At 64.7% G+C, this 26,921-nt stretch carries 15 protein-coding genes and 1 tRNA gene; 3 read left to right on the top strand and 13 right to left on the bottom strand.

Annotated elements, in window-relative coordinates; translation table 11 throughout:
* Positions 1 to 3: 3 nt before the first annotated feature.
* From ACSHT2_RS02920 to ACSHT2_RS02895, 6 genes are all read right to left on the bottom strand, one after another.
* Positions 4 to 77 (bottom strand) — tRNA-Cys (locus ACSHT2_RS02920).
* 94 nt (positions 78 to 171) lie between these two features.
* Positions 172 to 906, bottom strand: coding sequence for a tRNA-uridine aminocarboxypropyltransferase (locus ACSHT2_RS02915; RefSeq protein ID WP_440640310.1), 735 nt, complete (start codon positions 904 to 906; stop codon positions 172 to 174).
* A gap of 36 nt (positions 907 to 942) precedes the next feature.
* Complete coding sequence (locus tag ACSHT2_RS02910) at positions 943 to 4,047, bottom strand: efflux RND transporter permease subunit (RefSeq protein ID WP_440640309.1); 3,105 nt, start codon at positions 4,045 to 4,047, stop codon at positions 943 to 945.
* Positions 4,047 to 7,196 carry an efflux RND transporter permease subunit gene (locus ACSHT2_RS02905; protein WP_440640308.1) on the bottom strand — a complete coding sequence of 1,050 codons (3,150 nt, stop codon included), beginning with the start codon at positions 7,194 to 7,196 and terminating at the stop codon, positions 4,047 to 4,049. Before ACSHT2_RS02905 ends, ACSHT2_RS02910 begins: the two co-directional genes overlap by 1 nt.
* 37 nt (positions 7,197 to 7,233) lie before the next feature.
* Positions 7,234 to 8,625 carry an efflux RND transporter periplasmic adaptor subunit gene (locus tag ACSHT2_RS02900; protein WP_440640307.1) on the bottom strand — a complete coding sequence of 464 codons (1,392 nt, stop codon included), beginning with the start codon at positions 8,623 to 8,625 and terminating at the stop codon, positions 7,234 to 7,236.
* Positions 8,615 to 10,087, bottom strand: coding sequence for an efflux transporter outer membrane subunit (locus tag ACSHT2_RS02895; RefSeq protein ID WP_440640306.1), 1,473 nt, complete (start codon positions 10,085 to 10,087; stop codon positions 8,615 to 8,617). Before ACSHT2_RS02895 ends, ACSHT2_RS02900 begins: the two co-directional genes overlap by 11 nt.
* 722 nt (positions 10,088 to 10,809) lie before the next feature.
* On the opposite strand from ACSHT2_RS02895, the gene ACSHT2_RS02890 reads away from it, so the two are divergent.
* A complete protein-coding gene (locus ACSHT2_RS02890) occupies positions 10,810 to 11,844 on the top strand; it encodes a cysteine synthase A (RefSeq protein ID WP_440640305.1) in 1,035 nt (344 codons plus the stop codon).
* A gap of 60 nt (positions 11,845 to 11,904) precedes the next feature.
* Here ACSHT2_RS02890 and ACSHT2_RS02885 read toward each other — a convergent pair whose 3' ends face one another.
* From ACSHT2_RS02885 to ACSHT2_RS02855, 7 genes are all read right to left on the bottom strand, one after another.
* Positions 11,905 to 14,145: an O-linked N-acetylglucosamine transferase, SPINDLY family protein gene (locus ACSHT2_RS02885; RefSeq protein WP_440640304.1), complete on the bottom strand. Its 2,241-nt coding sequence runs from the start codon at positions 14,143 to 14,145 to the stop codon at positions 11,905 to 11,907.
* A gap of 105 nt (positions 14,146 to 14,250) precedes the next feature.
* Entirely contained in the window at positions 14,251 to 16,494 is a 2,244-nt protein-coding gene (locus tag ACSHT2_RS02880) for an O-linked N-acetylglucosamine transferase, SPINDLY family protein (RefSeq protein WP_440640303.1), read from the bottom strand.
* 122 nt (positions 16,495 to 16,616) lie between these two features.
* Positions 16,617 to 18,857: an O-linked N-acetylglucosamine transferase family protein gene (locus tag ACSHT2_RS02875; RefSeq protein ID WP_440640302.1), complete on the bottom strand. Its 2,241-nt coding sequence runs from the start codon at positions 18,855 to 18,857 to the stop codon at positions 16,617 to 16,619.
* 101 nt (positions 18,858 to 18,958) lie between these two features.
* Positions 18,959 to 19,696, bottom strand: a complete 738-nt coding sequence (locus ACSHT2_RS02870; protein ID WP_440640301.1) for an amino acid ABC transporter ATP-binding protein — start codon at positions 19,694 to 19,696, stop codon at positions 18,959 to 18,961.
* Between the two features lie 11 nt (positions 19,697 to 19,707).
* Positions 19,708 to 21,228 (bottom strand): amino acid ABC transporter permease, encoded by a 1,521-nt coding sequence (locus tag ACSHT2_RS02865; protein WP_440640300.1) that lies wholly within the window; start codon positions 21,226 to 21,228, stop codon positions 19,708 to 19,710.
* Complete coding sequence (locus ACSHT2_RS02860; protein WP_440640299.1) at positions 21,225 to 22,430, bottom strand: amino acid ABC transporter permease; 1,206 nt, start codon at positions 22,428 to 22,430, stop codon at positions 21,225 to 21,227. The genes ACSHT2_RS02865 and ACSHT2_RS02860 overlap by 4 nt, the downstream gene beginning before the upstream one ends.
* 24 nt (positions 22,431 to 22,454) lie before the next feature.
* Entirely contained in the window at positions 22,455 to 23,471 is a 1,017-nt protein-coding gene (locus ACSHT2_RS02855) for an amino acid ABC transporter substrate-binding protein (RefSeq protein WP_124160899.1), read from the bottom strand.
* A 395-nt stretch (positions 23,472 to 23,866) separates the two neighbouring features.
* Here ACSHT2_RS02855 and metC point away from each other — a divergent pair, with 395 nt between their 5' ends.
* Both metC and ACSHT2_RS02845 read left to right on the top strand, forming a co-directional pair.
* Complete coding sequence (gene metC, locus ACSHT2_RS02850) at positions 23,867 to 25,051, top strand: cystathionine beta-lyase (RefSeq protein ID WP_440640298.1); 1,185 nt, start codon at positions 23,867 to 23,869, stop codon at positions 25,049 to 25,051.
* 178 nt (positions 25,052 to 25,229) lie between these two features.
* A complete protein-coding gene (locus ACSHT2_RS02845; protein WP_440640297.1) occupies positions 25,230 to 26,921 on the top strand; it encodes a Na/Pi cotransporter family protein in 1,692 nt (563 codons plus the stop codon).

The raw sequence follows: 26,921 nt of genomic DNA, 5'->3' as shown, positions 1-26,921 counted from the left end.
TGATGGAGGCCACGACCAGAATTGAACTGGTGTACACGGTTTTGCAGACCGTTGCGTAACCACTCCGCCACGTGGCCCCGTAAGGGCGGAGCAATATAGGGGATGAAGCGTTTAGGCAACCGCCTTCGTCCGACTATGGCGGCGACGCGGCTCTTCCGATGTGGATCGAAGTCAGGCGCGTTTACGACGCCGGAAGTCGCGCCGGCGGCCCTTGGGGGCCGGTTTGGGCGCCAATTCCGGCATCTCGGCCTGGACCTCGCGATATCGTGTCAGCAGCCGCTCAAAACTCGCATGCAGCGTGTCGGCGATGTCGGGACGCCGCTCGAGCCCGGCTAGGATCGTCGCTGCGGCCTCGATGGTCGAGAGCCCGTCGCTGCGCGGCTCGCGGCGCAGACGTCCGTAACGCGAGGGGTGCGCCGGATTGAGGATCACGCGCTGGCACTTGAGCATCCAGGGATTGCGCCACCATAGCGCCTTGGCCTGGCTCCAGGTGCCGTCGAGCAGCACCACGCCTTCGAGCTTGCCGAGGATCGCGCGCTGGTTCTCCGCGACCTCACCCTTGCGGTTGAGCGCGACGATCTCGCCTTCGGCCTCGAGATCGGCCGCGCGCGCCGAGCCGAGATAGAGCACGGCCCAATGCGAGGCGTTCTCGACCGGCCGCCCCAGCGCCTTGGACAGGCTCGGCCAGGACAGGCCGACCCGCACTGTGGCATCGGCGAAATGCCGGGCAAGCAGCCGCGCGGTGCCGAGCGCCCTGTCCTGCTCCTGCGGATGTTGGAGGATCAAGAGCGACAGCCGGTTTTCGATCGGCGTGACGCTGTCGCAGATGCAGAGCGGCATCGGCTTCTGGCAGTGCGGGCATTCGGGAATGGGATCGGCAGCGGCCGTATCTGCTGGGTTCGACATGGGCGCGCTATACGCTTCGTGCGGCGCTTGAACAACCTATTCCGCCGGTGCCGCCAGCGGCCGCGGCTCGGACCGCCGCCGCAGGCGGTCGATCAAGAGGTAGATCACGGGCGTGGTGTAGAGCGTCAGGATCTGAGAGACGAACAGGCCGCCGATGATGGTGATGCCGAGCGGGCGGCGCAGCTCCGTGCCGGGGCCGGTCGCGACCACGAGCGGAATGCCGGCGAACAGCGCCGCCATGGTCGTCATCAGGATCGGCCGGAAGCGCGCCTGGCAGGCCTCGAAGATCGCCTCCGCCGAGGACAGGCCGCGCTGGCGTTCGGCGTCGAGCGCGAAATCCACCATCATGATGCCGTTCTTCTTGACGATGCCGATCAACAGGATGATGCCGACGAAGGCGATCACCGTCAGCGGCGTATTGGTGATCTGCAGGGCGAGCAGCGCGCCGAGCCCGGCCGAGGGCAGCGTCGAGATGATCGTGAGCGGATGGGCAAGGCTCTCGTAGAGCACCCCTAACACGATATACATCGCGACCAGCGCGCCGAGGATCAGAAGCGGCTGACGGCTGCTGGTTCTGGCGAAGTCCCCGGCATTGCCGTCGAAGCTGCCGCGAATGCCTTCGGGCATGTGCAATTCCTCGACTGCGCGCTGGATGTTCTGCGTCGCGACCTGCAGCGGCACGTCCGGCAGCAGGTTGAACGACACCGTGGTCGAAGGGAACGACTGCGAGTGATAGACCGCCAGCGCGGCGAGCCCGCGCGTCGCGTGCACCACTGCCGAGAGCGGCACCTGCGCGTCGCCCGCGCCGGCGACATAGATGCGATCGAGGTTGGAGGGATCGACCTGGAATTTCGGGTCGATCTCCAGCACGATCATGTACTGGTTGCGCTGGGTATAGATGATCGAGATCTGCCGCTGCGCGAATGCGTTGTTGAGCGCATTGTCGATGTCCTGAACCCTGACGCCGAGCGCCGAGGCCTTCTGGCGGTCGATGGAAAGCGTGAGCTGAAGCCCGCCAGGGTCGCGATTGCTGGATATGTCGGTGATGCCCTCCACGCTCTCCATGCGTTTAGCCACGATCGGCGCCCATTTCTGCAGCAGGCCGAGATCGGTGCTGGTCAGCGTGTACTGGTAATCGGAATCGCTCTGTCGTCCGCCGGCGCGCACGTCCTGGGCGGCGAACATGAAGAGGCGGATGCCGGGGACGGGGTATAACGCGCGCCTGAGGCGGTCGATCACGACCTGCGTCGAGACGTGGTCGCGCTCCTCCGGCGGCTTCAAGCTGATGAACATGGTGCCGCGGTTCGAGGTCGCCCCGCCCGGTCCCATGCCGCTGCCGACGGTCGAGCCGATGCCGGCCACGGCCGGATCCTGCAGTACGATGTCGGCCAGCCGCTGCTGCAGGCCGAGCATCGACTGGAACGAGATATCGGCCGAGGCGCGCGTCGCGCCGATGATGAAACCGGAATCGTCCGTCGGGAAATAACCCTTGGGGACGTTGATGTAGAGCGTCACGGTGAGACCGATCGTGGCGAAGAACACCAGCAGCGTCAGCAGCGGGAACTCCAGCACGGTGCGCAAGGTGCGGGCGTAGAAGGCGACGATGCGCGACAACGAGCCCTCGATGAGGCGGTCGAACAGGGTCGCGGTGCCGGACGTGGTCTGCCGGATGTAATGGGCGCAGATCATCGGCGTGACCGTGAGCGACACCAGCGTCGAGACCAGGATGGCGAAGGTCAGTGTCAGCGAGAACTCGCGCAGCAGCCGGCCGATGATGCCGTCCATGAAGATCAGCGGCGTGAAGGCGGCGATCAGCGACAGGCTGATCGAGACCACCGTGAATCCGATCTGCTTCGCGCCCTCCTGCGCCGCCCGGAACGGCCGCATGCCCTGCTCGAGATTGCGATACATGTTCTCGATCATGACGATGGCATCGTCGACCACGAAGCCGACGGAAATCGCCAGCGCCATCAGCGACAGATTGTCGATCGAGAAGCCCGCGACCCACATGCCGGCGCAGGTGCCGGCCAGCGCCAGCGGCACCGAGATGCCGGCCGCGATCGTCGGGGTCAGCCGCCGCAGGAACACGAACACCACGGCCATCACCAGGAACGCGGTCGCCAGCAGGGTCCACTGCATGTCCAGCACGCTGGCGCGGATCGTGCCGGTGCGGTCGACCAGGGTGGAGATCTCGACGCCGGCCGGAATCCACTGCCTCAGTGCGGGGATCAGCGCCTTCACCCTGTCGACGGTGTCGATGACGTTGGCATCACCCTGCTTGGTGATCTGGATCAGGACCGCCGGCTGCTTATTGAACCAGGCGATCGAGCGGGCGTTGCGGACGGAATCCTCTATGTCGGCGACGTCCGAGAGCCGCACGAAATTGCCGTTGGAGCTCTTGATGACGATGTCGCGGAACTCTTTCGCGGTGCGCATCTGCCGATTGAGCGCCAGCGTCTCGCTCTGACGCTCGCCTTCGAAAATGCCGACGGGACCGAGCGGGTTGGCGTTGATGATCGCGGTCCGAACGTCGTCGGTGGCGATACCGGCGTTCGACAGCGCCACGGGATTGAGCTGCACCCGCACGGCCGGCTGGTCGGCGCCGGACACCGTGACGTCACCGACACCCGGCACCTGCGAGATGCGCTGCGCCAGCACGGTGTCGGCGACGTCGTAGATCGCGCTTGCCGACAGCGTCTTCGAGGTCAGCGCCAGCACGAAGACGGGCGCGCCGGCCGTATTCGCTTTACGGAAGCGCGGCAGCGTCGGCAGGTCGCTCGGGAGATCGACCATCGCGGCGTTGATCGCCGCCTGCACATCGCGTGCGGCCTTGTCGATGTTGCGGCCGATGTCGAACTGGAGCTGGATGCTGGTCGTGCCGAGGGTCGAGGTCGAGGTGATCTGGTTGATCCCGGCGATCTCGCCCAACCGCCGCTCCAGTGGCGAAGCCACCGTGGCCGCCATCACGGACGGATCGGCGCCGGGCCGGCTGGCCGAGACGAAGATGGCGGGAAAGTCGACGTTCGGGACCGAGGCGACGGGAAGGAAATGGTAGGCAACGACACCCAGCAGGAACAGCCCGATCGACAGCAGCGTGGTCGCGACCGGCCGGCGGATGAAGGGCTCCGAGATCGATGCCATCACTGCATCCCCTCGGTCGCGCCTGCGACCGGCGGTCCTCCGGATTCGGCCGGCGGCAGCGCCTGCTCGAGGCGCCGGTTGATGCGGTCGAGCGCGAGGTAGATCACTGGCGTGGTGTAGAGCGTCAGGAGCTGGCTCAGCAGCAGGCCGCCGATGATGGAGATGCCGAGCGGAAAGCGCAGCTCGGCGCCGGTGCCGCTCTCGATCGCGAGCGGCAGCGCGCCGAACAGCGCCGCCAGCGTCGTCATCATGATGGGACGGAAGCGCAGCAGGCAGGCCTGCACGATCGCCTCGTTGGGCGACATCCCCTGCCCGCGCTCGGCCTCCAGCGCGAAGTCGATCATCATGATCGCGTTCTTCTTGACGATGCCCATCAAGAGGATGATGCCGATCAGGCCGATCACCGAGAGATCCTGACCGCACAGCATCAGCGCCAGGATCGCACCGACGCCGGCCGAGGGCAGCGTCGAGAGGATCGTGATCGGATGGATGTAGCTCTCATAGAGCACACCCAGCACGATGTAGATGGTGATGACGGCGGCGAGCAGCAGCCAGGGCTGTCCGGCGAGCGCCCTGGCGAATTCGGCGGCATCGCCGGCATAGACGCCGACGATACTGTTGGGCATGCCGATCCGGGTCTCGATGGACTTGACCGCCTCGACGGCATCGCCGAGCGCCGCGCCCGGTGCGAGGTTGAAACTGAGCGACACGGACGGGAACTGCGCCTGATGCGAGATCGCGAGCGGCGCCGTGGTCCGCTTCAGCGTCGCCACGGCCGAGAGCGGCACCTGGGCACTGGGCGCGCCGACGGTGCTGCTGGCGGCCCCCGGCAGATAGAGTTTTGACAGGATCGAGGGATCGCGCTGGTACATCGGCAACGCCTCCAGCACCACGCGGTACTGGTTGGCCTGCCCGTAAATGGTCGAGATCTGTCGCTGCGCGAAGGCGTCGTTCAGCGTGTCGGTGATGGCCTGGAGGCTGACGCCGAGCTGACCGGCGCGGGTGCGGTCGACATCGAGCTGGGCACGCAAGCCCCCTTCCTGCGCCTCGGAGGAGACGTCGCGGAACAAGGGATCGCGCCGCATCTCCGCAACCAGCTTGCGCGCCCATTCCGAGACCAGCGTCGCATCGGTGCCGGTCAGCGTGTACTGGTATTGCGAGCGGCTCGACTGGGTCGAGATCTGCACGTCCTGCACCGGCTGGAAATAGACGGTCATGCCGGGGATGCCCGATACCCGCTCCTTCAGCCGGGCCACGACGCCTGTGACGTCCTCGCGCCGCTCGCCGCGCGGCCTCAAGCTCATGACGAGCCGGCCGACATTGGTGGTCGGGTTGACCGAGCCCGCACCGATCACCGAGACCACGCCAACCACATCAGGGTCGGCCCTGATGGCGTCGGCCGCCTCGGCCTGCCGTTTCTTCATCTCCGCAAACGAGACGTCGGGCCCGGCCTCCGTCACCGCCGTGATCGAGGCGGTGTCCTGCAGCGGGAGGAACCCCTTGGGCGCGACGACATAGAGCACCAGGGTCGCGATCAGCGTGGCGAAGGTCACGACGAGCGTGGCGCGCTGGCGTTCCAGGACCCACAAAAGCGATCTGTGATAGGCATCGACCGTATGGTCGATGAAACGGCTGATCGCGGCCAACCCCGGCACCGCCAGCTCCTGATGGGCATGCTTGAGCAGACGGGAGCACATCATCGGCGTCAGCGTCAGCGAGACCACTGCCGACGTCACGACCGCGATGGTCAAGGTCAGTGCGAATTCGCGGAACATGCGCCCGACGAGGCCCGACATGAACAAGAGCGGAATGAACACCGCGATCAGCGACACCGTCAGCGAGATCACGGTGAAGCCGATCTCGCTGGCGCCTTTCAGCGAGGCCTCCATCGCGCTGTCGCCGTTCTCCATGTGGCGGACGATGTTCTCGATCATGACGATGGCGTCGTCGACGACGAATCCGGTGCCGATCGTGAGCGCCATCAGCGAGAGATTGTCGAGGCTGAAGCCGGCAAAATACATGATGCCGAAGCTCGTGATCAGCGACAGTGGCAGCGCGACGCCGGCAATGAGCGTGGCGCGCAGCGAGCGCAGGAACAGCAGCACCACCAGCGTCACCAGCACGACGGCAAGGACCAGCGTGAACTGCACGTCGCGCACCGAGGCGCGGATGGTGACGGTGCGGTCGGAGACGATGGTGAGGTTCACGCCGGCCGGGATCGCCCGCTGCACTTTCGGGATTTCCGCGCGGATCTGGCTGACGACGTCGATGACGTTGGCGCCGGGCTGGCGCTGGATGTCGATGATGACGGCCGGCGTGCCCTGGTACCAGCCGCCGGTGCGGTCGTTCTCGAGGCCGTCGACGATCTGGGCGACGTCACCGATGGTGACGGGCGAGCCGTTGCGATAGGCGATGATGATCGGCTTGTAAGCGTCGGCGGCGGCGATCTGGTCGTTGGCGGCGATGATGTAGGATTGCTGAGCGCCGTCGAGCGAGCCCTTCGGCCCCGATACGTTGGCATTGGCGATTGCGGTGCGCAGATCCTCCATGGCGATGCCGTAGGCAGCAAGGCGCGCGAGATCAGCCTGGATGCGCACTGCCGGCTTCAGCCCGCCGAGCACCGAGACCCGTCCGACGCCGGATATCTGGCTCAAACGTTGCGCCAGAATGGTGTCGGCGATGTCGCTCATCACGCGCAACGAGATCGTGTCGGAGCGCAGCGCCAGCGTCATCACCGGCGCATCCGCCGGGTTCACCTTGGCGTAGGTCGGCGGATAAGGCAGCGTCTTGGGCAGCACGCCGGCCGCCGCGTTGATCGCGGCCTGCACATCCTGGGTCGCGCCGTCGATATCGCGGTTGAGGTCGAACTGGAGCGAGATCTGGCTGACGCCGAACGAGCTGGTCGAGTTCATCGCCGACAGCGACGGGATCTGGCCGAGCTGCCGCTCCAGCGGCGCGGTGATCAGCGAGGCGATGACGTCGGGGCTGGCGCCCGGGAGCTGCGTCGTCACCTGCACGGTCGGGAAATCGACCTGCGGCAGCGCCGAGACCGGCAGCGCGAAATAGCCCAGCAGCCCGCCGATCAGGAGCGCAATGCCGAGCAGCGAGGTCGCGATCGGCCGTCGGATGAAGGGTTCGGAGACACCCATGGGATCTGCCTGCCGCTTCAAGCGGCTGTTGTCGGGATCATGGCTGCTTGGCTCCGCTTCCCGATGCCCCCGGCCCCGGTGCCGGCCCGGTCTGTCCCTTCTGGTCGCCTTCGCTGCTCTTTCGCTTGGCGCGGAACTCGCCGTCCTTGCCTTGGCCGTCCTTCGGGCCTTCTTTGGCACCATCCTTCTTCTGGGCGTCCGGCCCGCGCGAGCGTTTGCGCGGAGCGAGATCCGCCGACGGGGTCTGGTCGTCGCGGCCCACGATCACCTTGGATCCATCGGACAGATTGGCAAAGCCCGTGGTGACGACCTTGTCGCTCGCGGACAGGCCGCTGGCGATCACGGCGTCATGCTCGTTCTGCTGGGTCACCGTCACGGGCTTGGCCGAGACGATGTTGTCCTCGCCGATGACGTAGCTGAAGGTCCCGATCGGACCGCGCTGCACCGCAGAGGTCGGCACCACCAGCGCCTGCGTCAAGGTCTCGACCTTGAGGCGGACATTGACGAACTGGCCCGGCCAGAGCTGGTAATTAGCGTTCGGAAATTCCGCCTTGAGCTTGAGCGTGCCGGTGGTCTGGTCGACCTGGTTGTCGATGCCTGTGAGCTTGCCGGTGTCAATCACGGTGATGCCGTCATTACCGAACACGTCGACTGCGAGCGTACCCTTTGCGGCGGCCGCGTTGACGCGCATGATCTGCTGCTGCGGCAGGCTGAACCACACCGCGATCGGCTGCAATTGCGTGATCACCACGAGACCGGTGGTGTCGGAGGCGTGGACGATGTTGCCCTGGTCGACCTGGCGCAGACCGACCCGGCCCGAGATCGGCGCCACGATCTTGGTGTAGCTCAGCGTCGCGGCCGCGTTGTCGATCGCGGCCTGGTCAGCTTTCACCAGCGCCTCGGTCTGCGCCACCAGCGCGCGCTGGGTATCGGCCTGCTGCTTGGAGCCGGCATTGGAGGCAGCGAGCTGCTCGTAGCGGGTAAGATCGATGCGCTGATTGGCGAGCTGGGCCTGGTCCTGCGCCTTCTTGGCCACTGCCTGGTCGTACTGCGCCTGATAGATCGCCGGATCGATCTCGCCGAGCACGTCGCCCTTCTTGACGTCCTGGCCCTCCGTGAAGTTGACGGCGATCAGCTTGCCGTCGACCTGCGAGCGCACGGTCACGGTGTTGAGCGCGCGGATCGCCCCGACGCCGTCGAGATAAACCGGCACGTCCTGGATGCGCGGGCTCGCCGCCAGCACGGGCACCGGCAGATCTGGGCGCTGGTTGCGGTTATTGGCCTGTTGCTGATGCGTGACGATCCAGCCGATGTAGCCAAGGCCGCCCAGGATCGCGAGCGTGATCAGGGTCATGACGAAGCCGCGGCCGCGCGATTTTTTCGCCGTCCCCTCTTCCGCGCCCTGCTTCGTATCCGGCTTAAAGAGCATTGACCGGTTTCTCCATTCGCGGCTCCCAACCGCCGCCGAGCGCCTGGTACAGGCTGACGATGGCGAGAAGCCGTGCGAGTTGGGCCTGCGACAGCACGTCTTCCGCCTGGAACAGGGTCAGTTGGGTGTTGAGCACGGTCACGATGTCGGCAGTGCCGGCGCGCAATTGCTGCTCCGACAGATCGAAGGCGCGGCGCGAGGCCGCAACGACCTCGCGCTGCAATTGCAGCCGGATCGTGGTCTGCTTGATCGAGAAAAGCGCATTGTCGACGTCGGCAAAGGCCTGGACGATGGTCTTGCGGTAGGTCTGGAGCAGCTCGTCCTGCCGCGCCTTGGCAAATTCGAAATTGCCGAGGATCCTGCCGCCGTCGAAGATCGGCTGCGTGGCGCTGCCGACGAGCTGGAAGAAGGCCGCGTGCGGCTGGAACAGCGAGACAAGCGCCGAACTCTGATAGCCGCCATTGCCGGTGAGCTGGATGGTCGGAAAGAACTGCGCGCGGGCATTGCCGATGTTCGCGGTGGCCGAGGCGAGCTGGGCCTCCTGCCGGCGAATGTCGGGGCGCTGCGTCAGCAGCTCGGACGGCAGGCCGGGCGTCACGCGTGGGATCGAGATCCGGTCCAGCGAGCCGCCGAGCACGCGCACGCTCTCCGGCGGGCGCGAGACCAGCACCGCGAGCGCGTTGACGTTCTGGTCGAGCGTCTGGCGCAGCGGCGGCACCAGGGCCTTCTGGTTCGCAAGCACGCTCTCCTGCTGGGCGACATCGAGATCAGTGCCGGTACCGGCCTTGCGGCGCTCCCTGACCGCATCGAGAATGCGCTGCGCGCTCGCGATGTTGCGTTGTGACGTCCTGATGCGGTCCTGCGAGGCCAGGACCTGGAAATAGGAATTGGCGACGGCCGCGAGCGTCGTCAGCGCGACCGTGTCGCGATCGAAACGGTTGGCATTCGCCGTCTCCTCCGCCGTCTGCAGCGCGTCGCGGTTCTGGCCCCAGAAGTCGAGCTGATAGCTCGCGCTGAGCGAAGCCGAATAATTGACGACCTCGCGCCCGCCGATGGACAGACCGGAGGCGCTCGAACCTGAGGTGCGCGAATAGGTTTCCGACCCGCCTGTCGACAGGCTCGGCAGCAGCGCCGCGCCCGCCTGCCGCGCCTGGGCATCGGCCTGGACGATGCGCGAAACGGCCGCGGCGATGTCGAGGTTGACGGTCTGCGCCTCCTCCATCAGCTGCGTCAGCTCGGTTGAACGGAAGCCGCGCCACCAATCCAGCGACGGCGGCGCATCACGCTTGCCCGCATATTTGTACTGCGTGGGAACATCGAGCGCGGGATCGGGAAGATCCTGGGTCAGCACACAACCACCCGAGCCAATGGTGAGGCACAGTACCGCAAGCCAACGCGCCCGGAATGCAGACCCTAGAGACCGCCGCACGGCGATCGCCGGAACATGCTGTGTCACATCCACCCCCCGCCGGGCAGATCGAGCCGCCACCGCGCAGCCGGATTAACCGATTCGCGGCGGGACCGTCGGGGGGCTTTTGGCAACTCGTTCACAGGCGATGCTTTCTGCGGAACCTAGAGCTTCATACTAGCCGGGCGCGGAACAGGGGGACAGTGCCGCAGTTGCGAGATGCCCGTGCCAACGAGCGGGCAACGAACTGACAAGGATACAAAATGTGCTTGTCTCGCAGTGATTTTTCTCGTCACGAAACTTCGGGAAGCGGGATCAAGCTTACCAAGATTTCATGTGATATTGCTGCCACAGCTGGTGCTGAGCCCCTCAATCCGACTGCACCACGCTGCTTCAGCCTAGTCGCGCCCTCTGGCCACCTCACAAGATCGTCAACTGCCGAAAGCCAAGCCGTCCATCGTGCCGATATTTCGTCCGCCTTCCACACGCTGCCATGCTGCGATCTCGACCCGTCTCGCCCATGGCAAAAATTGGTCGCAAGACCGCTCATGACGAGCGTTATCGTTTCGTGCTCCGACGGAGTTCGGTCATTTCCTCCTACCGATATCCGGCCTCGCGCCCGAGCGCATCATAGCCGGACCCGCCTCTCGGAATATCACTGTCTGGGCAGGCGTTTCGGTCCGGTTCGCCGCAGCGCAAAAGCCTTCCCCTTTGGGCTCCCAAGCACTAGGTTCTGGCCAAACCTGATCAACCCCTTGGTAGTGATTTCCCCCGACATGACCATTCGAAACGACGTTGTCGAAGCCATCGGCAACACCCCGCTGATCAAGCTGAAGCGCGCCTCGGAACTGACCGGATGCACCATTCTCGGCAAGGCCGAGTTCATGAATCCGGGCCAGTCGGTCAAGGACCGCGCCGGCAAATGGATGATCCTGGAGGCGGAGAAGCGCGGCGAGCTCAAGCCCGGCGGTCTCGTGGTGGAAGCGACCGCCGGCAATACCGGCATCGGGCTCGCGGTCGTGGCGAGCGCGCGCGGCTACCGCACCCTGATCGTGATTCCGGAGACGCAGAGCCAGGAAAAGAAGGACTTTCTGAAGCTGTGCGGCGCCGAGCTGATCGAGGTGCCGGCCCTGCCCTATGCCAATCCCAACAACTACCAGCATGTCGGCCGGCGGCTCGCAGACGAGCTGCGCAAGACCGAGCCCAATGGCGTGCTGTTCGCAGATCAGTGGAACAATCTCGACAATGCCAAGGCGCATTACGAATCCACCGGGCCCGAGGTCTGGGAGCAGACTGGCGGCAAGGTCGACGGCTTCGTCTGCTCGGTCGGCAGCGGCGGCACGCTGGCCGGTGTCAGCCGTTATCTGAAAGAGAAGAACAAGAACATCCGCATCGCCTGCGCCGATCCGCACGGCGCGGGCATGTACGAATATTTCAGGACCGGTGAGGCCAAGGCGACGCCGGGCGGTTCGATCACCGAGGGCATCGGCCTCAACCGCGCCACTGCGATCGTCGAGACAGCCAAGGTCGATGACGCCTATCTCATTCCCGATGCCGAAGCCGTCAGCGCGATCTACGAGCTGCTGCAGCATGAAGGCCTGTGCCTCGGCGGCTCGACCGGCATCAACGTCGTCGGCGCGATGCGCCTTGCCAAGCAACTCGGGCCCGGCAAGACGATCGTCACCGTGCTGTGCGATTCCGGCAGCCGCTATCTGTCCAAGCTGTTCAACGCGGACTTCATGCGGGCCAAGAACCTGCCGGTGCCGGAGTGGCTGGAGAAGCGCAGCAACATCAAGCCGCCCTTCGTCTAATCATCGCAGGAAGGCGTACGTCGGCGACGCGCGCACGCAAGGCGGCCCGGTTCGGTCCACTTATGCGACTTCGCCGCGTTCCGAGGCCGCGGCACAATAGTCGCGCCAGAACTGGCGATAGCCCGCCTCGACCTTGCGCGTGTAGATCTCGACATTGCCGGCGGCCGAGGCTGCAATCCGGGCCGGCAACTCCGCGCGCAACTTCGCCAGATGGTCCGGCTGCGCCGCATATTTGCATGCGATCGCGGCGTAACCCTCGTCGTCCTCGGCGACCCAGTCGTTGAGACCGACGGCCGCCACGATGGAGCCGCCGGCGCGCGAGGATGCGCCATGGCCGAGCTTGGCGACGACGGGAACGCCCGCATAGAGGGATTCCCAGGTGCTGACGCCGCCGTTCTGCGGGAATGGATCGAGCGATATATCGACGTTCGCGAAGGCCCGCAGATGCTCAGCGCGCTCGGACATGCCCAGGCAGGTGATGTTTTCTTCCGCAATCCCCTGCGCCACAAATCGTGCGAGGAGGCCGTCGCGCACCAATGGATCGTCAAGCAGGGTATGCTTGATGATGATCTTCGATCCGGTCACCTCGCGCATCACTTTCGACCATACGCGGATGGCCTCGTCCGAGATCTTGTTGACGCGGTTGAACACGCCGAAGGTCACATGGCCGTTGCGGAGCATGGGAAGCTCCGAAGGCGGCACGTCCAGGATGGGATCGATCGTGATCAGGCACGGCAGGTCAAAGACCTTTTCGGCCAACAGATGCCGTGCCGATTGCGGAATGAAGACCGGGTCCGCGAGCACGTAATCCATCGTCCGAAGGCCCGTACCGGTTGCGTGTCCGAAGCCCGTGACTTGAATGGGAGCCGGCTTGCGGGCGAAGACCTGGAGCCTGTTGCCCGACGAATGCCCGGACACGTCGATCAGGATATCGACCTTGTCAGCCTGAATACGATCAGCCAGCTGGTCGTCGAACATCTGCCAGGCATCGACCCAGACGTCTGCCGCCGACATGAATTCGGCCGTCTTCGCATCTCGTGTCGGAGAACACGAATAACAGACGATCTCGAAGTTGGCATGATCATGATGGCGCAGCACTGGTAGCAGGCCGAACGCCGCCGAGTGATACTGGAATTCGGCAGAGACATAGCCGATCACGATCCGCCTGTCGGGGTCGAGCTGCCGGGGGGCGAGCTTCCGTTGCGGCAATCTGGCGCTGATCGCCTCACCCCAGGACTTTCGCGTTGCCTGCTGGACCGTGAAATCGGCATCAGGGAGAAAATCCAGAAAGTAGATCTTCCGCGCAATCAAGTCTGGGTCCGGCGAGATCGCCAGCGCCGCGTCGAGATGTTCGATTGCGGAGGCGATTTCTCCCTGATTTGCGAAACAGGAGCTCAGCAACGCCAATGCGATAGTGGAACGTGGATTTTGCTCGAGCAAGGTCGTGCAGGCCAGGATCGCCTGTGCGGTGTTCCCTATGCTGAGCGAGACCTCTGCCTTTCCCCGCAAGGCCACTTCCAGCCGGGGCGAAAGTGCAAGTGCCGCATCGAAATCCGCTGCCGCCTGCTCCAGTCGGGACAGTGCCGCGTTGAGGCGTCCGCGTTGCGCCAGAATCTTCGCCGAATCGGGCTTGATCGCGAGCGCCGCTGCGAGCGCGGCTTCCGCCTCTTCGTAACGTCTGAGCTCGATGCCGACCACGCCTTTGCCTACGAGCGCTTCGACGTGGCGCGGCTGAAACAACAGCGCGTGATCAAAGCTCTCCTTGGCGCGGTCAAACCGATACAGCGCTAGCTCCGCCACACCACGATTGCAAAGCGCGTCGGCATAATCAGGCTTCAGCCTGATCGCGCGATCGTACATCTCGATGGCCTGTTCGGGCAGGTTCATCTGGAGCAAGGTGCTGCCGAGGCCGGCGAGGGCCGGCGAAAAATTCGGCTTCAGCGCGATCGCCTTCTCCTGACAGGCACGAGCCGCCTCTAGTTTCTGAAGGACGAAGTAGACCGTCGCGAGATTGCTATGAGCCTCGTGCGCACGCGGATCGATCGCGATCGCGCGTTCGAGCAGCTGTTGCGCCTCTTCAAGGCGCCCGCCCTGTTGCGCGCACAGACCTAGCAGGTGCGTGGCGTCGAAATGATCCGGAACAGCTTGCAGGATCTGACGGCAGATCGCCTCGGTCTCCGCATATCGGCCCTGGCCATAAGCGCTCGACGCGGCGGCGATGACGGCGTCGGCCTGCTTCCTCAACTTCTTCTGCAATCGCGCGTTCTGGAATGCACGCGCGCCGACGCCACTGCTCTGCAAAGGATTTTCTCCGGAGGATCGCCCGGGAAGAGCTTAGCCGATTCGCAAGCCAAGCCGGTGGGTTACTGCGCAGCGTCGCCTCCGGGGCTTTCCGGTCCCCAACGCCTACGCAACTTCGCCGCGTTCGGAGGTCGCGGCACAATAGTCGCGCCAGAACTGGCGATAGCCCGCCTCGACCTTGCGCGTGTAGATCTCGACATTGCCGGCGGCCGAGGCCGCGATCTGGGCCGGCAGTTCGGCGCGCAGCCTCGCCAGATGAGCCGGCTGCGCCGCATATTTGCGCGCGATGGCGGCGTAGCCTTCGTCGTCCTCGGCGACCCAGTCCTCGAGACCGACGGCCGCCACGATGGAGCCGCCGGCGCGCGACGAGGCGCCGTTGCCGAGCTTGGCGACGACCGGAACGCCCGCATAGAGGGATTCCCAGGTGCTGACGCCGCCGTTTTGCGGGAAGGTATCGAGCGAAATGTCGACCTTCGCGAAGGCCAGCAGATGCTCGTGGCGCGAGGTCGAGCCCATGCAGGTGATATTCTCTGCGGCGATGCCGTGCGCCACGAACCGCGCGACCAGGCTGTCGCGCAGCAAGGGATCGTCGAGCAGTCCGTGCTTGATGATGATCTTCGATCCGGTCACCTTGCGCATCACCGTCGACCACACCCGGATGGCCTCATCCGAGATCTTGTAGATGCGGTTGAACACGCCGAAGGTCACATGGCCGTTGCGAAGCATGGGCAGCTCCGACGCCGGCACGTCCAGCACGGGTTCAATCGTGATCAGGCATGGCAGATCGTGAACCTTCTCGGCGAGCAGATGTCGGGCCGATTGCGGAATGAAGACCGGATCCGCGAGCACGTAGTCCATGGTCTGAAGGCCGGTCCCGGTGGCATGTCCGAAACCCGTGACCTGGATCGGCGCGGGCTTCCTGGCGAAAACATGGAGCCTGTTGCCGGTCGTGTGCCCGGATACGTCGATCAGGACATCGACCTTGTCGGCCTGGATACGGTCGGCCAGTTCGTCGTCCGAAAGCTGCCCGGCATCGACCCAGACGTCCGCCAAAGGCTTGAACTTGGCGGTCATCTCGTCCGGCAACGGACAGCAGGAATAGCAGATGATCTCGAACCTGGCGTGATCGTGATGGCGCAGCACCGGCAACAGGGTGAGCGCGGCCGAGTGGTTCCTGAATTCGGACGCGACATAGCCGATCACGATCCGCTTATCCGGATCGAGCTCCCGCGGCGCCAACGTCCTTCGCGCCAATGTGGCGCCGACCGCATCCCACCAGGATTTTCGCGCCGCCTGCTGGACCGCGAAACCGGCTTCGGACAGATAGTCCAGCAAGAAAATCTTGCGCTCGATGGCGTCCGCATAGTCCGGCCTGAGCTCCAGCGCCTTGTCGAGATGCTCAAGTGCCGTCGCGATGTCTCCCTGGCTCGCATAACACGACGCCAGCAGGGCCATGCCGATCTCGGAGCGCGGATTTTCCTCGAGCAGGGTCTTGACGGCCGCAATCGCCTGCGCCGTATTCCCCAGGAGAATGTTGACTTGCGCCTTCCCGCGCAGCGCCAGCTCGAGCGTAGGCGATTGCGCCAGCGCGGCATCGAAGTCCGCGGCCGCCTGCGCCAGCCGCGACAGATCGAAATTGAGCCGTCCGCGCTGCGCCAGCAGCCTGGCCGAGTTAGGCTTGATCGCGAGCCCCGCTGCGAGCGCGGCTTCGGCCTCGTCGAAGTGCCGGAGCTCGACGCTCACCATTCCCTTGCCGGCGATCGCTTCGGCGTGACGCGGCTGAAACACAAGGGCGCGATCGAAACTCTCCTTGGCGCGATCGAGTTGGCCCATCATCAGTTCGGCCATGCCGCGATTGCAGAACGCATCGGCATAGTCCGGCTTGAGCTTGATGGCGCGATCGTGCAGTTCGATTGCCTGCTCGGCGAGTTTCATGTGCAGCAGGGTATTGCCGAGATTGGTCAGCGCCAGCGGAAAGTTCGGCTTCAGCGCGATCGCCCTCTCCTGGCACCTGCGCGCATCCTCGAATTTCTTCAGGTCGAAGTACACGGTCGCGAGGTTGCTGTGGGCTTCGTGCGAACGCGGATCGAGCGCAATCGCGCGCTCGAGCAGCTGTTGCGCCTCCGCCAGGCGACGGCCGTCATGCGCGCACAGGCCGAGCAGATGCGTGGCATCGAAATGGTCCGGAAGCGCCTTCAGGATCTCGCGGCAAAGCGCCTCGGTCTCCGCATATCGACCCTGGCCATAGGCGCTCGCTGCAGCGGAGATGATGGCATCCGCCTGCTTCATCAATTTCTTCTGCAATCGCGCGTTCTGGAATGCGCGCGCGCCGGCGCCGCTGGTCTGCAAGGTTGCTCTCCGAAGGATGGCCGCCCGGAGAGTCTAGCTGATTCGTCGTCAAGGCCGGCCGGTCGGCTGGAGCGGCGAGGCCCCCGGAGTTTCCCGGTGCTCAGGGCAAGACTGGCCCCGACCTACGCTACATTCCCGCCTTCCGGGGCCGCGGCGCAATAGTCGCGCCAGAACTGGCGATACCCCGCCTCGACCTTGCGCGTGTAGGTCTCGACATCGTCGGCAGGCGAAGCTGCGATCCGGGCCGGCAATTCTGCGCGCAGCTTCGCCAGATGAGCTGGCTGCGCCGCATATTTGCACGCGAGTGCGGCGTAGCCTTGATCATCCTCGGCGACCCAGTCCTCCAGACCGACGGCTGAAAGGATCGACCCGCCGGCGCGCGACGATGCGCCGTTGCCGAGCTTGGCGACGACCGGAACGCCGGCATAGAGCGATTCCCAGGTGCTGATGCCGCCGTTTTGCGGGAACGTATCGAGCGAGATGTCGACATTCGCAAACGCCCGCAGATGCTCCTGGCGCGGGGTCGAGCCCATGCAGACGATGCTCCCTTCGGCGATACCCTGTTCCACGAACCGCGCAATCAGGCGGTCGCGCAGCATGGGATCGTCCAGCAATCCGTTCTTGATGATGATCTTCGATCCGCTCACCGCGCGCATCACCTTCGACCACACCCGGATCGCCTCGTCCGAGATCTTGAAGATGCGGTTGAACACGCCGAAAGTCACATGGCCGTTGCGGAGCATGGGAAGCTCGGAAGGCGGCACATCCAGGATGGGATCGATCGTGATCAGGCACGGCAGGTCATGGACCTTTTCGGCCAGCAGATGGCGCGCCGATTGCGGAATGAAGATCGGGTCCGCGAGCACGTAGTCCATGGTCTGAAGGCCGGTCCCGGTGGCATGTCCGAAGCCCGTGACCTGAATGGGGGCCGGCTTCCGGGCAAAGACGTGGAGCCTGCTGCCGGTCGTATGCCCCGACACGTCGATCAGAATATCGATCCCATCGGCCTGGATACGATCGGCCAGCTCGTCGTCCGAAAGCTGCGCGGCATCGACCCAGACGTCCGCGAGAGGCTTGAACTGTTCGGTCATCTCATCCTGCAACGGCCAGCAGGAATAGCAGACGATCTTGAAGTTGGCGTGATCATGATGGCGCAGCACCGGCAACAGGGAGTACGCGGCCGAGTGGCGCCTGAATTCGGACGCGACATAGCCGATCACGATCCGCCGGTCCGGACCGAGCTTGCGCGGCGCCAGCGTCCTTCGCGGCAATCTGGCGCCGATCGCGTCCCACCAGTATTTTCGCGCCGCCTGCTGGGCTACGAAATCGGCCTCCGGCAGATAATCCAGCACGAAAATCTTGTATCCGATCGCCTCAGGAAAGTCCGGTGCGACCTCCAGCGCCGCATCGAGATGCTCGAGCGCCGTCGCGATGTCTCCCTGGTTCACATAGCAAGCCGCAAGAAGCGCCAATCCCATCTCGGATCGCGGATTGACCTCGAGCAGCGTCTTGACGCCCACCATCGCCTGCGTCGTATTCCCTGCGAGGATGTCGATTTGCGCCCTCCAGCACAGCGCGAGCTCGAGCCGTGGCGATTGTGCCAACGCGGCATCGAGGTCCGCTGCCGCCTGCTCCAGCCGGGACCGGCTCAAATTGAGCCGTCCGCGCTGCAGCAGAATCCTCGGTGACCCTGGCTTGATCGCGAGCGCTGCGTCGAAGGCGGCGGCCGCCTCCTCGAAGTGCCTGAGCTCGAGGCTCACCATGCCCTTGCCGGCAATTGCCTCGGCATGACGCGGCTGAAACGACAGGGCGCGATCGAAGCTCTCTTTGGCGCGCTCGAACTTGCCGGTCATCAGCTCCGCCATGCCGCGGTTGCATAATGCATCGGCATAGTCCGGCTTCAGCCTGAGTGCGCGTTCGTGCAGCCCGATCGCCTCCTCGCCGAGACCGATGTGCAGCAGCGTATTGCCGAGATTGGTCAGGGTGATGGGACAATTCGGCTTCAGCGCAATGGCTTTCTCCTGGCATGCGCGGGCGTCCTGAAATTTCTCGACCGCGAAATACACGGCCCCGAGATTGCCATGGGCATCGGGCGAATGCGGGTCGAGCGCAACGGCACGTTCAAGCAGGAATTCCGCCTCATCGAGCCGGCCACCGTCGAGCGCGCGCAGGCCGAGCAGGTGCGTGGCGTGGAAATGATCCGGAACCTCTTTCAAAATCTCGCGGCACAGTTCCTCGGCCTCGGCAAGTCGGCCCTGCCCGAGTGCCTCAATCGCGAAGGACATGACGGCGTCCGCCTGCTTCCTCAACTTCTTCTGCAATCGCGCGTTCTGGTATGCGCGCGCGCCGAGACTGCTCTGCAAGGTTTCTCTCCGGAGGATGGTCCGGAAAGAGACGAGCTGATTCGCATGGTGCCAAGCTTGCGGGGGCAGTCAGACCAGCGAGGCCACCGGGTTGCAGGTGCTCACCGCAGGATCTGGCTCAGGAACAGTTTCGTGCGGGCATGCTGCGGGGCGGCGAAGAACTCCCTCGGCGTGTTGGCCTCGATGATCTGGCCGGCGTCCATGAACACGACGCGGTTGGCGACCTCGCGGGCAAAGCCCATCTCGTGGGTGACGACTAGCATGGTCATGCCCTCCTCGGCGAGGTCGACCATGGTGTCGAGGACCTCCTTGACCATCTCGGGGTCGAGCGCCGAGGTCGGCTCGTCGAACAGCATCACCTTCGGGTTCATGGTCAGCGCGCGGGCGATCGCGACACGCTGCTGCTGGCCGCCGGACATCTGGCCCGGAAACTTGTTGGCCTGGTGCGGGATCTTGACCCGCTCCAGGAATTTCATCGCGGTCGACTCGGCGTCCTTCTTGGGGATGTTGCGGACCCAGATCGGCGCCAGCGTGCAATTATCGAGGACCGTGAGATGCGGGAACAGATTGAAACTCTGGAACACCATGCCGACTTCGCGACGCACGGCATCGATATGCTTGAGGTTGGGGCCGAGCTCGATGCCGTCGACGACGATCTCGCCCTCCTGGAATTCCTCCAGCGCATTGATGCAGCGGATCAAGGTCGACTTGCCCGAGCCCGAGGGCCCGCAGATCACGATGCGCTCGCCCTTCGCGACCGCCAGGTCGATGTCACGCAGCACGTGGAATTCGCCGTACCATTTGTTCAGGCCGGAGATCTCGACGATGGGGCCGGACATGGTGACCTCGATCAGTTGCGACGATGGGCGTTGAGGCGGTGCTCGACGAACAGCGAGTAGCGCGACATTCCAAAGCAGAAGATGAAATAGATGATCCCGGCGAAGGCGAAGCCGGTGAACGCGGTCGACGGCGTCGACCATTTCGGATCCGAGAACGAGGCGCGAAGCGAGCCCAGGAGGTCGAACAGTGCCACGATCGAGACCAGCGAGGTGTCCTTGAACAGCGAGATGAAGCTGTTGACGAGGTTCGGAATGACGTGACGCAGCGCCTGCGGCAGCACGATCAGCGAGGTCGTTTTCCACCAGGACAGGCCGAGAGCCGCGGCAGCCTCGCCTTGCCCGCGCGGGATCGCAGCGAGCCCGCCGCGGACGTTCTCGGCCTGATAGGCGCCGGTGAACAGCGCGATGCCGATCAGCGCCCGGACCAGGCCGTCGACGGTGAAATTGCCGGGCAGGAACAGGGGCAGCATGTAGGTGGCGAAGAACAGCACGGTGATCAGCGGCACGCCGCGCCAGAACTCGATGAAGGCGATCGAGAAGATCCGGATCAAGGGAATGGTGGAGCGGCGGCCGAGCGCCAGCGCGATGCCGATCGGCAGCGAAGTGACGATGCCGGTGACGGAGACCACCAGCGTCACCAGAAGGCCGCCCCAGAGATTCGTCGTTACGAGCGGCAATCCCCCACGGTCGAGCCCCATCAGCTTGATGACGATCGCGACGGCAATGAACGTGGCGATGCTGGATGCCAGAGCCCGCCCGCCGGTACGAACGCCGCCGCCAAGCACAAAGGCGATCAGGCAGACAATCGCGGCGGTGACGGCGAAATCGGCCCAGACCGGCTGGCCCATCCCCTGGACGTAATCGCGTAGCCAGGTGAGCGGAAAGATCAGCCAGGAGATCGCCGTGCCGACCAGCACGACGAGGCTGCCGACAACCCACAGCAACGGTGCGACGGCGGACGTCTTGCTGAGATTGAGCAGCGCCTGCCCGGCACCGATGATGCTCTCGTCGAACAATTGCAGCAGGCCGGCCGTCCAGCTCAGGCCGAAGCCCTTGATGCCGCCGCCGTGCAGCAGGAAGAATGCGACCAGGGGAAAGGCGACGAAGAACAGGCTGGCATTCAGGCCCTTCGCCGGCAGCCGCGGAATGAGCAGCGGCAACAGCAGGACGACCGCGAGCAAGAGCGTCAGATTCACGCGCCAGCGCTCGGCCTCGGGATAGAAGCCGTAGATCAGTTGCGGGAGTTTCGCCTGGATGTAGGGCCAGCAGGCGCCGACCGCAAAGCCGGCGTTTTCGGTCAGGCAGGCGGTGCGGTCCTGGCCGCTCCAGACCGCATCGACCATCAGGAACTTGACGGAAGGAACGATCGTGAACCAGAGCAGCAGGGCGCCCAGGATCGTGAGCAGGATATTGGTCGGCGAATTGAACAGGCGCGTGCGCACCAGGCCGATGAAGCCCGTGGTCTTGACCGGCGCGGGACGCTCGGCGAGCAGGTCCTGGCGGACGAAGCTGCTTGAGGTGATGTCGGTCATGCGCCGAGACTCCGGCTGACGCGCCAACCGTAGACGCTCATGACGGCGCTGGTGAGGAGCGAGATCAGGAGATAGATGCCCATCGTCATCGCGATGATCTCGATCGCCTGCCCGGTCTGGCTCAGCGAGGTGCCGGCGAACACGGACACCAGGTCAGGATAGCCGATCGCGACCGCCAGCGACGAGTTCTTGGTGAGATTGAGGTACTGGTTGGTCAGCGGCGGCACGATGACGCGCATGGCCTGCGGCACGACGATCAGGCGGAGCGTGGCGCCGCGGCTGAGACCGAGCGAGGATCCCGCCTCCATCTGCCCCTTGTGAACGGACAGGATGCCGGCGCGCACGATCTCGGCGATGAAGGCGGCGGTATAGGTCGACAGCGCGACCGTCAGCGCCACGAATTCCGGGATGATGCGCGAGCCGCCGGCAAAGTTGAATCCCTTGAGCTGTGGCATCTCGAAGCTCAACGGCAGACCCGATACCAGCATGGTGACGAGCGGCAATCCGAACAGCAGGCCCAGGACATAAGGCCAGATCCGGACCATCCGCCCCTGCCGAAACAGCGCACGCCGCGCATAGAAGCGCAGGGCCAGTGACGCCACGATGCCGAGCGCCAGCATCGCCAGGAACGGCTCGAGGCCGCTCTCGCCGACCGGCCGCGGAATCACCAGGCCGCGATTGCTGATGAAGGCGATGCCGAACAGCGAAATGCCCTGCCGCGGATTGGGCAAGGCCGCGAGCACAGCGAGGTACCAGAACAGGATCTGGAACAGGACCGGAAGGTTGCGGATGACCTCGACATAGATCTCGCCGACCCGCGACAACAGCCAATTGGGCGACAGCCGACACAGCGCGACGACGAAGCCGATCACGGTGGCGAAGACGATGCCCACCACGGAGACCACGAGCGTGTTCAGCAACCCGACCACAAACACGCGCAGGAACGTGTCCGAGCCGGTATAGGGGATCAGGGTCTGGTTGACGTCGAAACCGGCATTGTTCCTGAGGAAGCCGAAGCCGGCGGCGATGTGCTGGTTCTCAAGATTGGCGCGAGCATTGGAGACAATCTCATAGCCGATCCAGCCCAGGATCGCCGCGAAGGCAAACTGGACGGCAACGCCGTTCCAGCCTGCCTTGCCGCCCAGAATGCGCCGGATCTTCAGCGCGATCTGGGGCGGCGGTTTTCGGGCCTCGGTGCTCATGCCGTTGCCGGCCGATCGGGGTGATCAGCGGATCGGCGGCGCGTACTGAAGACCGCCCTTGTTCCAGAGATTGTTGAGACCGCGATTGATGGCGAGCGGCGAGCCCGCGCCGACGTTGCGATCGAACACCTCGCCGTAATTGCCGACCGCCTTCACGATCCGCACCACCCAATCCTTGGTCAGGCCGAGCTGTTCGCCGAAATTGCCGTCGCTGCCGAGCACGCGCTTCAGCTCCGGATTTTCCAGCTTCGCCTTCTCGTCGACGTTCTTCGAGGTCACGCCGAGCTCTTCAGCGGTGATCATCGCAAACAGCGTCCATTTCACGATGTCGAACCACTGGTCGTCGCCGTGGCGCACCATCGGACCGAGCGGCTCCTTCGAGATGATCTCGGGGAGCACCATGTGGTCGTTGGGCTTGGCAAGCTTCAGACGATTGGCGTACAGGCCCGACTGGTCGGTGGTGAAGACGTCGCAGCGGCCGGCTTCATAGGCCTTGACGGTTTCGTCGTTGGTGGCGAACGCGATCACCTCGTACTTCATGTTGTTGGCCTTGAAGTAGTCGGCGAGATTCTGCTCGGTGGTGGTGCCGGTCTGCACGCAGACCGATGCGCTGTTGAGCTCGAGCGCCGAATTCACCTTGAGCGACTTCTTCACCATGAAGCCCTGCCCGTCGTAGTAGGTCACGCCGGTGAAGTTGGCGCCGAGCGAGGTGTCGCGCGAGATGGTCCAGGTGGTGTTGCGCGAGAGCACGTCGATCTCGCCGGATTGCAGCGCCGTGAAGCGGTCCTTGGCGGACAGCGGCACGTACTTGACCTTGGTCGGATCGTTGAAGATCGCGCCGGCAATGGCGCGGCAGACGTCGACGTCGATGCCGGTCCAGTTGCCCTTGTCATCGGGCGAGGAGAAGCCGGGCAAGCCCTGACTGACGCCGCAGGACAGCATGCCCCGGTCCTTGACCGTCTTGAGCGTTTGCGCATCGGCGGCTTCGGCAGAGAGGCCGGCGGCGAGAGCAAGGGTGAGAGCCAGGGTTACGCGTTTCATGGGCTTTGGGCCTTTCAAGGTCGTCTCAAGGTCAGGAATGTTGTCTTTGGGGTCATCTCTGCCAGGGCTAATCGTAGCAAGGCTAGCCCTGCAAGAGTCATGCTGGAAAACCCTGCCGAACACCCGCCGATCCCGGGAGGCCATACCTTAATCCCCATCGCACGCGCCCGCCATTATAGCTGCGGCGCAAGGTCCGGTCAGACATTGGATCGAAGGTCGCGGCAGGCCCCTCAACATGCGGCGACTGAATAGCACCTGCGCATCACAGAACGACTGGCCTGCCGGGTCAAGGGGTTGACGAGACTCTTCTGTGTTCTGTTATTAACGACGACGGCCTTTCGGCTAACCCCCGGGCGCAACGCGCCCGGTGGAAACGCGATTTTGAAAGCAGGCGCATGGATTCCTCGCCCCCCCAAGAGCAGCACACCGAAACCCGGCTGGTCACCTCCGGTCGCGACACCAAGGCGCAGAAGGGGTTCGTCAATCCGCCCGTGTTCCACGGCTCGACCGTGCTCTATCCGACCGCCGAGGACCTGCACGCCCATCGCGGCGAGTTCACGTATGGCCGCCACGGCACCCCGACGACCAGAGCGTTCCAGGACACGCTGATGGCGCTGGAGGGACCGCAATGCGCCGGCGTCGGCATCGTGCCGTCCGGACTTTCGGCGATCTCCACCGCCCTGCTCTCGGTGCTGAAGACCGGCGACCATCTTCTGGTCGTCGACAACGTCTACCGGCCTTCGCGCAATTTCTGCAACGGCATGCTCGCCCGCTATGGCGTCGAGACCACCTATTTCGATCCGCTGATCGGCGCGGGCATCGACAAGCTGTTCAAGCCCAATACGCGTGCGGTACTGGTCGAGGCGCCAGGCTCGCAGTCGTTCGAGATGCCCGACATCCGCGCCATCGCCGAGGTCGCCCATGCCCGCGGCGCGCTCGTCATCGACGACAACACCTGGGCGACCCCGCTCTATCACCGCTCGCTCGAGCAGGGCGTCGACATCAGCATGCAGGCGGCCACCAAATATATCGGCGGCCATTCCGACATCATGTTCGGCACGATCTCTGCCAATGCCAAGGCTTGGCCGCAGATCAACGAGGGCATCCGCCTGCTCGGCGTCTGCGCCGGCCCCGACGATGTCTTTCTGGCGCTGCGCGGTCTGCGCACGCTGTCGGTGCGATTGGCGCAGCATCATCGCTCCGGGCTCGACATGGCGCGCTGGCTCGCCGCCAGACCCGAGGTCGCGCGCGTGCTGCATCCGGGGCTCGAAACCGACCCCGGCCATGCGATCTGGAAGCGCGACTTCACCGGTGCGTCAGGCCTGTTCAGCATCGTGCTGAAGCCCGCGCCGCAGAAGGCGGTCGACACCATGCTCGATACGCTGAAGCTGTTCGGCATGGGCTTCTCCTGGGGCGGCTTCGAGAGCCTCGTGATCCCCTTCGATTGCGATGCCTATCGCACCGCGACCAAATGGGCACCTGGCGGCCCGACGCTGCGTCTGCACATCGGGCTGGAGAGCGTCGACGACCTCAAGGCCGATCTCGATCGCGGCTTCGCTGCCCTGAAAGCGGCAATGTGAGCCTGCTCGCAAGGCAGCGTGCCTCGGGACACGGCAATCGCGCTCCGGCGGACGCGCAATCGCGCGCCGCGGGAACGCTCCGCTGCCGTAAACGTTAACGCCGATGCGCCAACAAGGAGTTTGATCCGCTGCCGTTTGGCGCTAGCCTCACCAATCGACTCCAATCCGGATACGGAGCATGGGAACGTTGGTTCTGCTCGATCTCATGGGCGGCGTTGCGCTGTTGTTGTGGGGCCTGCACATGGTCCACAGCGGCATTTTGCGTGCCTTCGGTCCCGACCTGCGGCGCCTGCTCGGCAAGGCACTGAGCAACCGCGCAAGCGCCTTCGCCGCCGGTCTCGGACTCACCGCGCTGCTCCAGAGCAGCACGGCGACGGCGCTGATCACCAGCTCGTTCGCGGCCGAGGGCCTCGTCAGCCTCGCCGCTGCGCTCGCCATCATGTTGGGAGCCAATGTCGGCACGACGCTGATCGTGCAGGTGCTGTCCTTCAACATCGCAGCCGTTGCGCCGGTCCTGTTCGTGCTCGGACTCGTCGCCTTCCGCTCAGGCCCGCGCTCGCGGATCAAGGACATCGGCCGCGTCTGCATCGGCCTCGGCCTGATGCTGCTCTCGCTGCACATCCTCCTCGACACGCTGGCGCCGGCAGAGAACGCCCCCGGCGTCCGCGTCGTGATGTCAGCCATCACAAGCGATCCCATTCTGTGCATCGTCATCGCCGCCCTCGTCACCTGGGCGGTGCATTCGAGCGTCGCCAGCGTGCTGTTGATCATGTCGCTGGCTTATTCGCAGTTCATCTCGCCCGATGCGGCGCTGGCGCTGGTGCTGGGGGCCAATCTCGGCAGCGCCATCAATCCCGTGTTCGAGGGTGCCAGGCGTGACGATCCCGCGAGCTATCGCCTACCGGTCGGCAATCTCGTCAACCGCGTGGTCGGGATCGCCGTCGTCCTGCCCTTCCTGAGTGTGATCGCCGAGCACATGCACGCCTGGCAGCCCGACCTCGCCAGGATGACGGCGGCTTTCCACATCGCCTTCAACGTCGGCACGGCCATCGTCTTCATCGGCCTGCTCGACACCATGTCGCGCCTGCTCACCCGCCTTCTGCCGGATCGCGTGCAGGAGGCCGACCCGGCCCGGCCACGCTATCTCGACGAGACCGCGCTGGAGACACCGTCCCTGGCGCTCGCCGACGCCGCCCGCGAGACGCTGCGCATGGGCGATCTCGTCGAGGTGATGCTGCGCAAGGTGATGGCGGCGATGATGACCAGCGACCGTGCGCTGGTCGACCAGGTCTCCAAGATGGACAATCTCGTCGACGGTCTCGACGAGGCCATCAAGCTCTACGTGACCAAGCTCATGCGGGGCAGCCTCGACGAGAGCGAAGGACGCCGCGCGATGGAGATCATCTCCTTCGCCATCAACCTCGAACATATCGGCGACATCATCGACAAGAGTCTGAGTGAGCTCGCCACCAAGAAGATCAAGCGGCGCTTTCAGTTCTCGGCGGAAGGGGCCGACGAGCTCGCCGCCTTCCACAAGCGCACGATGGACTCGCTGCGTATCGCGTTCGGCGTCTTCATGTCGGGCGACGCCAACGAGGCGCGCAAGCTGCTGGTGGAGAAAACTGCGCTGCGCAACACCGAGCTTGCCGCGGTCGAGCGGCATCTCGACCGCCTGCGCGAGGGCCGCCCCGAAACCATCGAAACGACGTCGCTGCATCTGGACGTGCTGCGCGACCTGCGCCGCATCCACTCGCATATCTGCTCGGTCGCCTATCCCGTGCTCGACGCAGCCGGCGAGCCCTACCGCAGGACCGAGGCGGATACAGCCGCCCTGCCCGCGTCGGGCGCGGCATCGGCGCTGCCGCGATAG

Origin of the sequence: Bradyrhizobium sp. PUT101, assembly GCF_052043945.1 — a bacterium.
Lineage (GTDB): Bacteria > Pseudomonadota > Alphaproteobacteria > Rhizobiales > Xanthobacteraceae > Bradyrhizobium.
Note: the sequence above shows the minus strand (reverse complement) of the source record. Positions and strands in the feature narration are given on the sequence as shown.